The organism is Paenibacillus naphthalenovorans (assembly GCF_001465255.1).
Classification (GTDB): domain Bacteria; phylum Bacillota; class Bacilli; order Paenibacillales; family NBRC-103111; genus Paenibacillus_G; species Paenibacillus_G naphthalenovorans.
The window spans coordinates 2252208-2265906 of the sequence record NZ_CP013652.1 but is presented as its reverse complement, the minus strand read 5'-3'; the positions used below and the strand labels follow the sequence as shown (position 1 = coordinate 2265906).

General features: G+C 49.4%; 16 protein-coding genes and 1 pseudogene. All 17 read left to right on the top strand.

What is annotated here, in order from left to right:
* The first annotated feature begins 7 nt into the window (after positions 1 to 7).
* The 17 genes and pseudogenes from fni (at position 8) to IJ22_RS11195 (ending at position 13391) form a co-directional block, all read left to right on the top strand.
* Positions 8 to 1063 carry a type 2 isopentenyl-diphosphate Delta-isomerase gene (gene fni / locus IJ22_RS11280; protein ID WP_201023631.1) on the top strand — a complete coding sequence of 352 codons (1056 nt, stop codon included), beginning with the start codon at positions 8 to 10 and terminating at the stop codon, positions 1061 to 1063.
* Positions 1064 to 1129: 66 nt separating this feature from the next.
* Entirely contained in the window at positions 1130 to 1756 is a 627-nt protein-coding gene (locus IJ22_RS11275) for a YphA family membrane protein (protein WP_062408875.1), read from the top strand.
* 73 nt (positions 1757 to 1829) lie between these two features.
* Positions 1830 to 2320 (top strand): annotated as a pseudogene (locus IJ22_RS26740) (YIEGIA domain-containing protein); the annotation flags it as partial.
* Positions 2309 to 2473: a capping complex subunit for YIEGIA gene (locus tag IJ22_RS27195; RefSeq protein ID WP_373864961.1), complete on the top strand. Its 165-nt coding sequence runs from the start codon at positions 2309 to 2311 to the stop codon at positions 2471 to 2473. The pseudogene IJ22_RS26740 and the gene IJ22_RS27195, both read left to right, overlap by 12 nt.
* Before the next feature lie 253 nt (positions 2474 to 2726).
* Positions 2727 to 4049, top strand: a complete 1323-nt coding sequence (gene der, locus IJ22_RS11260; RefSeq protein WP_062410956.1) for a ribosome biogenesis GTPase Der — start codon at positions 2727 to 2729, stop codon at positions 4047 to 4049.
* A 14-nt stretch (positions 4050 to 4063) separates the two neighbouring features.
* Positions 4064 to 4660 (top strand): glycerol-3-phosphate 1-O-acyltransferase PlsY, encoded by a 597-nt coding sequence (gene plsY / locus IJ22_RS11255; protein WP_201023612.1) that lies wholly within the window; start codon positions 4064 to 4066, stop codon positions 4658 to 4660.
* A gap of 25 nt (positions 4661 to 4685) precedes the next feature.
* A complete protein-coding gene (locus IJ22_RS11250) occupies positions 4686 to 5735 on the top strand; it encodes an NAD(P)H-dependent glycerol-3-phosphate dehydrogenase (RefSeq protein WP_062408873.1) in 1050 nt (349 codons plus the stop codon).
* Positions 5736 to 5802: 67 nt separating this feature from the next.
* Positions 5803 to 6126, top strand: a complete 324-nt coding sequence (locus IJ22_RS11245; RefSeq protein WP_171005811.1) for a stage VI sporulation protein F — start codon at positions 5803 to 5805, stop codon at positions 6124 to 6126.
* A gap of 98 nt (positions 6127 to 6224) precedes the next feature.
* Positions 6225 to 6404: a DUF2768 family protein gene (locus IJ22_RS11240; RefSeq protein WP_062408872.1), complete on the top strand. Its 180-nt coding sequence runs from the start codon at positions 6225 to 6227 to the stop codon at positions 6402 to 6404.
* A gap of 16 nt (positions 6405 to 6420) precedes the next feature.
* The gene (locus IJ22_RS11235; RefSeq protein WP_062408871.1) at positions 6421 to 7035 is read left to right on the top strand and encodes a nucleotidyltransferase domain-containing protein; all 615 of its coding nucleotides are present in this window, start codon (positions 6421 to 6423) and stop codon (positions 7033 to 7035) included.
* 45 nt (positions 7036 to 7080) lie between these two features.
* Positions 7081 to 7431 (top strand): 2Fe-2S iron-sulfur cluster-binding protein, encoded by a 351-nt coding sequence (locus IJ22_RS11230; RefSeq protein ID WP_054818273.1) that lies wholly within the window; start codon positions 7081 to 7083, stop codon positions 7429 to 7431.
* On the top strand, positions 7431 to 8159 hold the full coding sequence (locus tag IJ22_RS11225) for a hypothetical protein (RefSeq protein WP_062408870.1): 729 nt from the start codon (positions 7431 to 7433) through the stop codon (positions 8157 to 8159). Before IJ22_RS11230 ends, IJ22_RS11225 begins: the two co-directional genes overlap by 1 nt.
* Positions 8160 to 8415: 256 nt before the next feature.
* Entirely contained in the window at positions 8416 to 9894 is a 1479-nt protein-coding gene (spoIVA, locus tag IJ22_RS11220) for a stage IV sporulation protein A (protein ID WP_062408869.1), read from the top strand.
* 196 nt (positions 9895 to 10090) lie between these two features.
* A complete protein-coding gene (locus tag IJ22_RS11215) occupies positions 10091 to 10366 on the top strand; it encodes an HU family DNA-binding protein (RefSeq protein ID WP_062408868.1) in 276 nt (91 codons plus the stop codon).
* A gap of 357 nt (positions 10367 to 10723) precedes the next feature.
* Positions 10724 to 11794 carry an LLM class flavin-dependent oxidoreductase gene (locus IJ22_RS11205; RefSeq protein ID WP_062408866.1) on the top strand — a complete coding sequence of 357 codons (1071 nt, stop codon included), beginning with the start codon at positions 10724 to 10726 and terminating at the stop codon, positions 11792 to 11794.
* 124 nt (positions 11795 to 11918) lie between these two features.
* The gene (locus tag IJ22_RS11200) at positions 11919 to 12395 is read left to right on the top strand and encodes a flavin reductase family protein (RefSeq protein ID WP_062408865.1); all 477 of its coding nucleotides are present in this window, start codon (positions 11919 to 11921) and stop codon (positions 12393 to 12395) included.
* A gap of 228 nt (positions 12396 to 12623) precedes the next feature.
* On the top strand, positions 12624 to 13391 hold the full coding sequence (locus tag IJ22_RS11195) for an alpha/beta hydrolase (protein WP_062408864.1): 768 nt from the start codon (positions 12624 to 12626) through the stop codon (positions 13389 to 13391).
* Positions 13392 to 13699 lie beyond the last annotated feature (308 nt).

Here is a 13699-nt window from a genome sequence, read left to right as displayed (position 1 = left end):
AAGGAAGATGGAGCATGTACATCATGCTCTGCAGCTTGGTCATAGCGATGAGCATGGCTTTCGCGATATCAAGCTGATCCATAATTGTCTCCCGGGCATTTCTTCGGACCAGATATCGTTACAAACCTCAATCGGCGAACTCAATTTGAGCTCGCCGATTGTCATTAATGCGATGACCGGAGGAGCTCATGAGACGGAAGAAATTAACAGGGAACTGGCAGCGGCGGCGAGAGAGACGGGACTCGCTATGGCCGTCGGCTCTCAAATGTCGGCGATCAAGAATCCGGAAGTGGAATCCAGTTACCGTGTTGTCCGCAAGGTAAATCCGGGAGGAATCGTTTTCGGGAATTTAGGGAGCGAAGCGACGCTGGAGCAAGCTTTACGCGCTGTGGACATGCTTCGGGCAGACGCTCTGCAGATTCATTTGAACGTGATGCAGGAGCTGATTATGCCGGAAGGTGACCGGGAATTCTGCGGGGTGCTGGAAAGGATCCGAACGATTGTCGATCAAGTCGGCGTGCCTGTCATGGTAAAAGAAGTCGGCTTCGGCATGGTCAAGGAAAGCGCGGAGGCTTTGTTTCAATGCGGTGTACGAATAATCGATGTAGGGGGTGCAGGCGGTACCAATTTCGCTGCCATAGAGAATGCACGACGCCGTGTTCCTATGGATTGGCTGAATGATTGGGGCTGCAAGACAACGATCGCACTTCTTGAAGTGTTGGAAGCTAAGCATCGGAATCAAATTGACGCCTCTATTATTGCCGCGGGAGGGATCTCCCGGACGCTGGAGGTTTGCAAAGCTTTAACCCTTGGCGCATCCGCTGTAGGCATGGCAGGATCTCTCTTGAAAGTGCTGCGCGAACAAGGAACGGAGGCGCTTGTGACCCAAATCGTGACGCTCCATGAAGAACTTCGTCTCCTGATGACGGCGATGGGTGCAAACTCCATAGAACGTTTGCATGAGATGCCGGTAGTGATAACGGGAGAAACGGCGGAGTGGTGCGCCGCTCGCGGGGTGGATATAAGCTCTTACGCTTTGCGTACGGGATACCGAAAAGTTTGATTAAAACCAAATATGGAAAGCCATACTAAGGTAAAGAGCTGGGTGTTTACATTTGGGGTGGTGCGAATGAACGCGGGCTATCTGTCCTTATTATTGATTGTTGTATCGCTGATTTTGTTCGCCAGTGGCTGGAAAGAGATTATATTAAGAGGTATTACTCATCTGAGTCTACTTCTTTTTTTTATTGCTTGGCTGCTTTTACTGGGCTGGAGCTTTACGCTGGATCAATGGCGGATATTCGGCTGCGTTCCTTTACTTTTGTCGGTGTCGTTTCTGGTTATTTTGCGAACCCGGGGAATGCTGCTGCGTTTTCATCTATTCTCCGTAGGACTATTGCTCGGGTCGGTTTTTTTCTTTTTGAAGGAAACCATCCATCTGATGCCGGCGATGATCATTCTTAATCCAGAGTGGACGATGGCGATAATCAATGGTTTGCTCGTTTCTGCACTGGTGCGCTGGCCTGCTTTCCAGGTAGCCGCTTTGTCTCTGGGGCTGCTTATTGGAGAGGGAATGTACGCCTATTCCCATCGGGAACAAACGGATATGGTGATAGGTCATGCGGGGTTTCAGGATGTATGGTGGTTGACCCTCTATGCGGCAAGAGGAAGCTCGCTTGTGTTGGAGTCAGCGGCTGCAGGATGCAAAAAAGCGTATTATTATGTTTGGAATGCTATACGGGAGCGCAAGGAGTAAGGGACTTCAACACATTGGTGAATCTGGGCCGGTCAAAAAATCCGGAAGGAAGTGGATTGAAATGTAGGCTTGGATCGTTGAGCAAAAGTATACCGTAGGGATTGTCTTGGGCGTATTGTTTGGGGTAGCCGCCCGGTTTACGATGCTAAGGACGGATTACCGGCAATACCCGACCTATCCTCATGGGAAAATCATTCACCTCTCGTTGGGGGTGATTGCGGCGGGGCTGGGTGCCGTAGCCGTACCGTCTCTGCTTGAGAAAAACTATACCGCCATTACGTTTTTGGCCATGGCCGCTCAGCAGTTCAGGGACGTAAGAATGCGGGATTAAGTGAATCACAAAACATTCTCCGCGAAAAAGCACTCGGACTGGTACTGGTGCCCAAGGACAAAAATGCACGGGTTACGTTCGCCAATCCGTGACAAAGGCAGGCGCTTCTCCATGATATATCAACGATTATGGGCGTTTACCGGGACGAAGGAGAGCCTTCTCTGGTCCCTCTTGCGAGGCTGGATATGAATGACGGCCGGCTTGCCGTGCGCGTGGTGACGATGTACAAAAATAAGGTAGGCGGAGGAGCTCCGATCTTTATTGTAGATAATCCGGATGAACAACAGGAGGTGGCGTTCAAGCTGGAGAAAAAGTTGGATGCCTCCGCTTATGATTTGCAGAATGGGACATTCATCATCGTCGATCATAAAGCTTATCATGATTAGCGATGTCTCATTTCATTTACTTGCTTGCTATATTTTGTTATAATATCATAGCTTGCGAGCATGGCTCGGAAGCTATGATATTGCGCCAAAAACTACCGCTATACGCGGTCGCTCATCTTCGAATTGCATCGATGGTTTTTGGCTTAATGACCCAAGTTTGCAGAATGGCTCGCAAGCTATGATATTGCGCCAAAAACTGCCGCTATACGCGTTTGATTGGATTATCCACATTATATATAAGGGAATGAAGTGCATGGCAAGACCAATCGTAGCCATCGTCGGGCGGCCTAATGTAGGAAAATCGACGATATTCAATCGTATCATCGGCGATAAGCTGGCGATCGTTGAAGATAAGCCAGGGGTAACCCGCGATCGCCTGTACGGTACAGGGGAATGGCTGAACAGGGAATTTAGCGTCATCGATACCGGCGGGATTGAAATTGATGGCGAAGATCATATTCTGCGCTCCGTTCGCGCGCAAGCGGAGCTCGCTATTGAGGAAGCGGACGTCATTATCTTTATGGTCGATGCGAAAGCAGGGATCACCCCGGCTGACAGCGAGGTTGCAGAACTGTTGTTCCGGGCGAAAAAGCCTGTCGTCGTCGCCGTGAATAAAGTAGATAATTTACAGCGCATGGACGATATCTATGAGTTTTACAGTCTCGGATTCGGAGAAGTCGTGGGCATTTCCGGTTCTCACGGCACAGGCATCGGCGATTTGCTGGAAGAGGTGACTAAACATTTTCCGGATACCTCGGATGAGGAGTATGGAGAGGACGTCATCCGGGTGGCGCTGATCGGCCGTCCGAATGTCGGCAAGTCTTCTTTGGTCAATGCGATTCTTGGGGAAGAGCGGGTTATTGTCAGTGATGTGGCCGGCACGACACGGGATGCGATCGATACGCCATTCGAGAAGGATGGGCAGAAGTACGTCATTATTGACACGGCGGGTATGCGCAAACGAGGCAAGGTATACGAGACGACGGAGAAGTACAGCGTGATGCGGGCCATGAAAGCCATTGAACGGGCCGATGTTGTTCTGATCGTGATCGATGGGCAGGAAGGAATTATCGAGCAGGACAAACATATCGCAGGATATGCGCATGAGGCGGGGAAAGCGGCGATTTTCGTAGTGAATAAATGGGATATCGTCGAGAAGGATGACAAAACGATGCACCAGTTTACCCAGAAAATCCGCGATCACTTTTTATTCATGACTTATGCGCCCGTCGTGTTCCTTTCGGCCAAAACCAAACAAAGATTGCATAAGCTGTTTCCCATGGTGAATCATGTTGCGGAGCAGCATACGCTTCGGATTCAAACCCATGTCCTCAACGATGTGGTATCGGATGCCGTTGCCATTAATCCGCCTCCGACGGATAAAGGAAAGCGCCTGAAAATTAATTACGCTACCCAGGTGGCGGTTAAGCCTCCGACGATCGTCTTTTTTGTCAATGATCCCGAGCTTATGCATTTTTCTTATCAACGGTATTTGGAAAATAAAATCCGCAGTGCTTTCGGTTTTGAAGGAACACCCGTTCGGATGTTTACTCGGCGCAAGTCTGAAGAAGGGTAGGAGAACGTGTCTTGATGAGCTTATTGTCACTTGTGATCGGGTATTTGCTTGGCTCGGTAAGCTTCAGCTGTTTAGCCGGCAGATTGCTGAAGGGAATTGACATCCGTCAGCACGGGAGCGGGAATGCCGGGGCCACCAATACGATGCGTGTTCTTGGCAAAGGTCCGGGAATTACCGTGCTGCTGCTGGATGTGATCAAAGGGATGAGCGCCGTATGGATCGGCAGCTATTTAAGCGGCGGCAGTTCCCTATTCGAAGTACTGGCAGGAATCAGCGTCATCGTCGGACATAACTGGCCGATCTTTTTTGGCTTCCGCGGCGGCAAGGGAATAGCGACAACCATCGGAGTGATGGCGACGCTTGCCTTTTTTCCAGCGCTCTATGCCGGAATCATTGCCATATTATCCATCGTATTGACCAGATACGTTTCATTAGGCTCGCTTTTGTTTACTGCTCTCTTACCGATTTTTATCTGGTTTATGGGCCTGCCTAATGAAATATTAGTGCTCAGTTTGCTTCTTTTTGTTTTTGCGTGGTTTAAACACCGGAGCAATATCGTGAAGCTGCTAAAAGGAAATGAAAATAAGCTTGGTGCCAAAAAGCAACTTTAATCCTATGCTAAAGAGGTGTTCGTACATGCCTGATTCCGGCAAAGTTGCGGTGTTGGTCGCAGGAAGCTGGGGAACCGCGATTGCCTCGGTGCTTGCGGAGAACGGCCGTCAGGTCTGCCTGTGGTCCCGAAACGAGAACCAGGTGGAGGAGATTAACACGGAGCATCGCAACCGCCGTTTTTTACATGACGTGGAGCTATCCCCTCTCATTCGGGCAACGAACTCCATGGAGGAAGCGGTAAACGGCGCGGAGGCCGTGTTCATTGTTTCTCCATCATCGGCGATGAGGGAAATTGCCTCCGCTTTGAAGTCCTACGTAAATGAAGATACGTTGTTAATCCACGCAACCAAAGGGTTTGAGTCAGGTACCTTGAAACGGATGAGCGAGGTTCTGAAGGATGAGCTGCCAATGTATGACCCAAATCGGATCGTTGTATTGTCCGGGCCGAGCCATGCGGAAGAAGTGATAGAGCGTTGTCCGACTACGGTTGTCGTGGCTGCGCATGATAAAGCAGCGGCTGAAAAAGCTCAAGACCTGCTGATTAACTCGTATTTCCGCGTCTATACGAATCCGGATGTGGTAGGGGTTGAAGTAGGAGGCGCACTCAAAAATATTATTGCATTGGGAGCCGGTCTCTCCGACGGCCTTGGCTTCGGGGATAATGCGAAGGCGGCGCTTCTTACCCGCGGACTGGCCGAAATCGCAAGACTTGGTACGGCTATGGGCGGAAGCCCGCTGACGTTTGCAGGTTTAGCCGGGATCGGGGATTTGGTAGTGACTTGTACCAGCCGGCACAGCCGCAACTGGCGGGCCGGTTCGATGCTGGCCAAGGGGCTTTCCCTTGAGGAGGTTCTTGCGCAGATGGGGATGGTGGTAGAAGGAGTAAAGACGACGCAAGCTGCCTATCTGTTGGCTCGCAAACACGGAATTACCATGCCGATTACAGATGAGCTGCATCAGGTTTTATTTGACGGTAAAGACCCCAAGACGGCGGTAGAGGATCTGATGGGCCGCGGTCCTACACATGAAATCGAGGAAGTGGCCAAGCAGTTGCAAACGGATTGGCTGTGTTGAGGCTTCCGCCTACACGGGTCTAGCAAAAGATACATATAATACCTCAGACTGAAACTTTAGTCCGGCCATGCGGACTATTGTGGTCATTTTCTGTCTGAGGAGGTCGAAATTATTGACTGGCAAGAACACGCCCAAAGAAGTGCTCAATGTCGTGAAAAAGAAGACCGGTAAAAGTGTTTCGGAAAAGGATATATATAAGCTGGCCAGCGGCGTTAAACCGTCAACCATGCAAAGTGAAGCTCAACTGAGAAAGCTGATCAAACAGGTAGCGGGCTTGGTGAACATCCCTGTATCGGAACAAACCACGAAAGAACTCATTCAAGCGATCAAAAGCAGTAAGATGGACCCGAATAATATGGAACAGCTCATGAAAAACATCATGAAAAAGTAACAGTTTTATGGCATAAGCTGCCGTACAAGGGCGCTTGTGCTTTTTTTGTGTTATGATGTAATTATCTATGCAGCATTTTTGGGGGTTGAGGAATTGATATGTCGCCATTGGACAAGATGTGGGCATCTTTTGTTGCCATCGGCTTGATGGTAGTTGCTTCACTGCTGATCACGTATGCAAGAAACAAAACGACCGGCGTGGTCCGGTTTATTTTATCGCTTATTGCTTTTTTAATGTTTATCCCGATCCTGCTCTACATGTTTGTATCCATAATGTAGGGGAGAGACGGAAGCCGTGATAAAATATCAGAACGTCATAACCGCACCGGAGCCGCTTCATAGTGCTCTTAAAGAGCTTGTTGCATCCACCCGTCATATGAACCTGACATGGCTGGTCGGAGGAAGTACGGGGCTGATGCTGCAAGGTGCTGCCCTGTCAGCCGCTCCGCGGGATTTGGATTTGTATATTGATCGCGAGCAGGCGCCTGTCATGCACAAGGCGTTGGTGCATTTTTCCACCGATGAGCAGATCGAAAGCGAGACGGCGATCTACAGCTCGATTCTGAGTCATTATGAGGTCGCGGGAGTCAAGGTGGAATTGGTAGGCGCATTCGAAGTGCGGGCCATGGACAGCGTATATCGGGTAGAAGCCGGTTACTTGGCGGCGGAGCATGCGGTGAGGGGTTCATTACACGACGGGACCGTCATCCATCTTATGCCGCTCATGCACGAAATGATTTTTAATATGCTGAGAAACCGTCCGGACCGCTATCATGCGATTGCAGACATTTGCCGTAAAAGTGGATTGGACATTCACAGGACTGTTTTGGAAAAGCTGGCGGAACGCAATCAGTTCAGTGCCGAGCTGATTGCGCGTTTAAAGCAGCTATTAGAATATACTGGGGAATAAGAAAGTTCTTAGGCCGTGTTCTAACTCAATGAAGGAGGCCGTGATATGGCATCGGAAATCACTTTTATGCCGGATGACAAGTCGATTCAAGCGAGGCCCGGCACCACGGTTCTCGATGCGGCCCGGAAGGCTCGTGTGCACATTCGAACTCGATGCAGCGGCAAAGCCGCTTGCCTGATGTGCAAGGTAAGAGTCATTGCAGGCGGCGAAACGGGTTTGAAGGCGATGAACGTAAATGAACGTTTGAAGCTGGGAAGCCTTTATGAAGAAGGATATCGGTTAGCCTGTCAGGCCAAATTAAGCGGCCAGGAACCCGTAACCGTCTTTGTCCCGGAGGATCCGCTGAAAAGTGCGATACGCCGTCAGTTGGAAAAACAGCAGGAGGAGGAATGGTAATGAGATTATGGCGTCTTTTTGGGACGCTGCTGCTGTCGGCCGTCTTGCTTAGCGGCTGCTTGTACCCTAAGGAACTGCGTAAGGAAAACCAGATGGCGAGCGGTGAATACGTCATGGTTGTACAGAACGCGATTGATCAATACAAAGCGAAGACAGGGGTACTGCCTATCAAAAACAGCACCGAAAATACACCGATCTATGAGAAATATCCGGTTGATTTTAGAAAGCTTCAGGGTCCCTATCTCAGCTCTATCCCGGTTAATGCCTTTGAGAACGGCGGCACCGCTGCCTATGTTCTTGTCGATGTGGAAACAAAGCCTGCGGTAAAAATGATGGATATTCCTTCATTTCAAAAAACATTGGATCTTCAGAAGGCCGTTGACGAATACAAGATCAAATCAGGAGGCAAGCTTCCGCTGGGGGAAGAAATTTCTCCGGGCTTTTATACCATTGATTACAAAATATTAAACCGCAAGGCGGAAGAAACGGCAAGCATGTATTCACCCGCGATTAAGCTGCCTTTTATCATCCAGGATTCCGGACAAGTCTGGATTGACTACGCGATTGAAATTATGCGGCTGATTGACAGCAAACAGCTGCAGAATCAACTGGACGGTATGCAGGATCTTCGAGTGCTGTTGGTACAGGATTCTTATTTCGTCCCCGCCCGCTCTGTTGCTTATCAATGGAAAAACGGTCGTCCTGTTCCCACAGCCGCGCATTTTTGACTATCACCTCTATGAACCTTTTATAAAAGGTCATAGAGGTTTTTCTTTTTCCAAAAAGATAGAATAAAGACTCTCCTGCAAACATATATTTTTCAGGAATGAAAGCTGTGGCGTCTTGCGGAAAACAAGGCAGGCCAAAGAGTGACGAAAATATTTTATGCTCTTGCCATCATATTTTGCTCTGTCATACATATATTTGTACTAGACCGTAGCATGTACGAGTTTCGTCTTAAACAACCTGTAGGAGGGATTCTCATTGGAAAAAGTGGATATCTTTAAGGACATTGCAGAGCGTACTGGCGGGGATATTTACCTGGGGGTCGTTGGAGCGGTCCGTACGGGAAAATCAACGTTCATCAAGCGCTTTATGGAGTCGATCGTGCTGCCGAACATTCAAAGCGAAGCCGATCGTGCCCGGGCAACCGACGAGCTGCCGCAAAGCGCAGCGGGCCGTACCATCATGACGACGGAGCCGAAATTCGTACCAAACAATGCGGTGCAGCTGCATGTTGCGGAAGGGCTGAATGTTAACGTTCGTCTGGTTGATTGTGTCGGGTATGTAGTCGAGGGGGCAAAAGGCTATGAGGATGAGAATGGACCTCGTATGATCAACACGCCTTGGTTCGACGAGGCCATCCCGTTTCAGGAAGCCGCGGAAATCGGGACGCGCAAAGTGATCCAAGAGCATGCGACGCTTGGCGTTGTGATTACGACAGACGGCTCCATCGCCGAAATTCCCCGGGCTTCGTATATAGAAGCGGAAGAGCGTATCATCAATGAACTGAAGGAAGTCGGAAAGCCGTTCATTGTCATTGTCAACTCCACCAAACCGCAGAGCGAAGCGGTGCTGGAGCTGCGCAGCGAGCTGCAGGCGAGGCATGACGTGCCTGTCGTAGCCATGAGCGTAGCCAATATGAATGAAGATGATATGATGTCCGTACTCCGTGAAGTGCTGTATGAGTTCCCGGTACATGAAGTGAATGTCAATCTGCCGGGCTGGGTTATGGTTCTGGGTGATAATCACTGGCTTCGCACAAGCTTTGAAAGCTCCGTTCGTGAAACGGTACAGGACATTCGCAGGCTGCGTGACGTGGATCGTGTCGTTGCGGGCTTCGAGGAATATGAATTTATTGATAAAGCCGCTTTGGCTGGAATGAATATGGGGCAGGGCGTGGCAGAGATTGATTTGTACGCTCCGGATGAGCTGTACGACCGTATCCTGATGGAAGTCGTCGGTGTGGAAATCCGCGGCAAGGACCATTTGCTCCAGCTGATGCAGGAATTCACTCATGCCAAACGGGAGTACGATCATTTTGCCGAGGCGCTGGAGATGGTCAAAACGACCGGCTATGGTATTGCTCCGCCGACGCTTCAGGAGATGGCGCTTGACGAGCCGGAGCTGATTCGCCAAGGCTCCCGGTTCGGGGTAAGGCTTAAGGCCACCGCGCCGTCGATTCATATGATTCGTGTGGATGTGGAGTCGGAATTCTCGCCGATCATCGGGACAGAAAAGCAGAGTGAGGAGCTGGTCCGTTATTTGATGCAGGATTTTGAAGACAACCCGCTCAAAATTTGGGAGTCCGACATCTTTGGCCGTTCTCTTCATTCCATCGTACGGGAAGGCATCCAAGGCAAGCTGGCGATGATGCCGGACAATGCCCGTTACAAGCTTCAAGAAACGCTTGGACGTATTATCAACGAAGGCTCGGGCGGTCTGATTGCCATCATTCTGTAACGAATTTGACTATTTTCGCTAAAAAATGCACTCCAAAGGGTGCATTTTTTGTCTTTTTACTTGAAAATACCTTAGTGCTGTATTAATATAAATCTTGATTTCCTTGTTGTAAACGTAATCTACGTATATTTTTTAATGAAACGGTTAACAAAGAGAGTAACGGCATAATCGATGATTTCGGGAGGAGGTGAATCGCATGAATAAATCCGATTTGATCAACAAGGTAGCTGAAACAAGCGAGTTGTCCAAGAAAGACGCAACCAAAGCTGTTGAAGCTGTATTTGAGGCCATCTCCGAAGCGTTGCAAAACGGGGAGAAGGTACAATTGGTCGGATTTGGTAACTTCGAAGTTCGTGAGCGTTCCGCCCGCAAAGGTCGCAACCCGCAAACTGGTGAAGAAATCGAAATCCCTTCCAGCAAAATTCCGGCTTTCAAGCCAGGTAAAGCTTTGAAAGACTTAGCAAACAATTAATAATTTAGTCATATCAAGTGAATGTACATACTGTAAAGAGTGTAGAATTGCAGTAAAATTCTTCTTTAGAAAAAGAGCGACAGGCTGATGCCTTGTTGCTCTTTTTGTTTTTTACCATGGTTGATCCCTTAAGGTGATTTTCCATACATGAACATTATGGGACACAATGGGACGGCTAAGCCATTTTTTGTATCAACATGACAATGGCAGCTGCATCAGGCAGTTGATTTATCCGGCGGATGACGGGCTGAATGCTTTGGCACGAATATTGCTCACTAAAATTAAGCAAGCGGGAGTCCATCTACAGATCTTCCTTCCCGTAGAGCAAACATCCCAAGCCCTTAAGGAGGAATTTGTATGAATTTCGGATTGTTTCTAATGCCTTCCCATCCCCCGGAAAGAAACCGGTACGATGCAGCCCAATGGGATTTAGATGTCATTCAGTGGGCGGATCAATTAGGATTTTCAGAAGTATGGATAGGGGAACATTTCTCCTCGCCCTGGGAACCCGTGCCTTCTCCCGATCTTATTATAGCTCAGGCATTGCAGCGTACAGAACGGATCAAACTGGCTCCGGGGGCTCATTTGCTGCCATACCATCATCCAATCGAACTGGCCCACCGTCTTGCCTACCTTGACCATTTGGCGCAAGGAAGACTTATGTTAGGAGTAGGCGCAGGCGGACTGCTCGGTGACGGTACGCTGTTCGATGTAGACATACCGGCTGGAGAAAACCGGAAAATGATGAATGAAGCTTTTGACATCATGCTGAAGCTTTGGACCGAACAAGAGCCGTTTAAATTTGAGGGTCAATACTGGAACGTGAACACGCACATCGGCGGAAATTTGCTGAAATTTCACATGTACCCTTATCAGAAGCCGCATATGCCGATCGGCATTACAGGGCTTAGCCCGGGCTCTCCGACACTGAAGCTTTGCGGCGAGCGAGGGTACATTCCGATGAGTCTCGGCTTTAAAAACGAGTATATTGCCAGCCATTGGGACTCGGTAGTCGAAGGGGCCGCACGCACAGGGCGTACGCCGAACCGCGAGGAATGGCGGATTACCAGGGAAGTATTTGTTGCCCGGACGGATGAAGAAGCGTTGGAATGGTCGCTTGGCGGAATGATGGGACGTCAGCATAAAGAATATTGGCTGCCTACGTTCAAGGAGTTGGGCGCCTTAGATATTCTTAAGCAGGATTCCTCGGTCACAGATGATGAGGTAACGCCTGAATACATGGCGCGAACCAGCTGGCTTGTAGGTTCTCCGGATACGGTAGCCAGAAAATTGCAAGCGCTTTACGACACCGTGGGAGGCTTTGGGACGCTCCTGGTTACTACCTATGATTACCTGGATGCGCCGGAACAGTGGAAGCAGTCCATGCAGCTGTTGATGGAAGAAGTGCTGCCGCGCATCCAAAAGTGAAACAACCTTTGTGAATAAGCCTTATGCTCATGGGTGTCTAGAAGACCGATAGCCGTATCCGGTACGTTTTTTAGACACCGCCTTTGTGAAGTGCCCGTACCAAGATAAAACAAGGAGGCATACGATGAATACCCATTTTGACAGCAAAGATTTTCGGGGGGCGTTAGGGATGTTCTCCACAGGGGTGACGGTTATAACTACATCGGACGGATATGCCGTTAAAGGAATGACGGCCAATGCGTTTACGTCTGTCTCGTTGGAGCCTCCGTTAGTATTGGTGTGTGTCGGTAAAAAAGCGCAAACGCATGCTTATCTCGAAAAGAATAAAACATTCGGCATCAACATCCTGAGAGAAAGCCAGCAGGAGCTGTCCGGTCATTTTGCCGGGAAATGTAAAGACTCCGTAGAAGAGCAGATCCAATATGACTATCATGAAGATATTCCTATCATCAGAGAATGCCTGGCCTCCTTAGCCTGCACGTTATGGAGAACATACGACGGCGGCGACCATACCCTGTTTGTCGGGGAGGTCAAGGCCATACAAATGGATGACGGGGATCCATTGTTGTTTTATAAGGGGGCCTACAAAAAAATAATATAGATATGTTTTTGCGGAACGCTGAACCGTCGAATTACGGCGATGCTTGCTCCATTGCTTCCGCGGGATTCCCGGTTTTAAACATAAGTGATATCATAGAAACTGAAAGAACCGCGTCCCGTCAAGGGCAAGCCATCCCGATATAAAATTGGTTTTTGTCAGAGCCGGGTGCTCGATGTACACGCTCAATGAACCGGATGACCGAAGATGTGAAAGGAGGGGAGTAAGACGATGAAAGAACACTATTGGATCCCAAGCCGTAACAGGCGATTGTCAGCGATAGTTCATACACCCGAGCATCCCGCAGGTGACCTGCTGGTTGTGGTGTGCCATGGGTTTACAGGAGACAAAATTGGCGCGAATCAGCTTCTCCTTCGCCTTGCACTTGCCATGGAATCCGCCGGAATCCATGTGGTGCGCTTTGATTTTGCCGGCTCCGGAGAAAGCGAGGGCGAGTTTGCTTCTGATACCACGGTATCAGGGTGGAAGGAGGATTTGCGCAGCGTTATCGCATGGGCCGGACAGCAGCCGACGCTGGCCGGATTGAAGGTCTGTTTGCTGGGCCATAGTCTGGGAGGTTATTTAGCGTGTTCCTATGACGATTCAGAGGGCCCGGCGGCCGGAAAAATTGCGTTGGCGCCTGTTGTCCGGCCGGTCGAAAATTTTCAGCAGATCATCCTTGGACCTCAACTGTGGGAACAAGCGTTACGTGGAGAGACCATCGCTAATTTTTACGGAAAAGGCTTCACCTTGGACGGAGGCTTTGTACGGGACTTGCTCAAGCAGCCTGATCTGACAACAGAGCCTGGTCTGCAGGGACGATGTTTAATCGTGCATGGTGCAGCGGATATTGCTGTTCCTGTCGCAGGTTCACAGACGCTGCAGCGCGTATCCGGCAGCGGGATTGAACTTCATGTGCTGCCGGACGCCGACCATGTGTTTACAGGCCGCATCCAACAGCTGCAAACCGTGATTCTGAATTGGCTGCACAACCTTTGACAACCCGAAAGGCCGGGGTTACTCCTCAGCAGTTTGATCCGGGAATACAAATATCAATATCCGCATTACATGAAAAGCAGCTCCTTATGTCCATGGGAACCCCTACCTTCCGACATTAGGAGTTTTTGCGTTTTCCTGAAGAGAATTATTCGGGCTAGGCTGCCCTAACAACGTTGAATCAACTAAAACACGATTCATCCCATAGTATCCAAAATACTAATAATTGCATAACGCCATAAGTATGTTTATTGAAGAGATGATTCAATGCAAAATGACAGCGCTATTATTACTTGATGGCGGCAAAACCG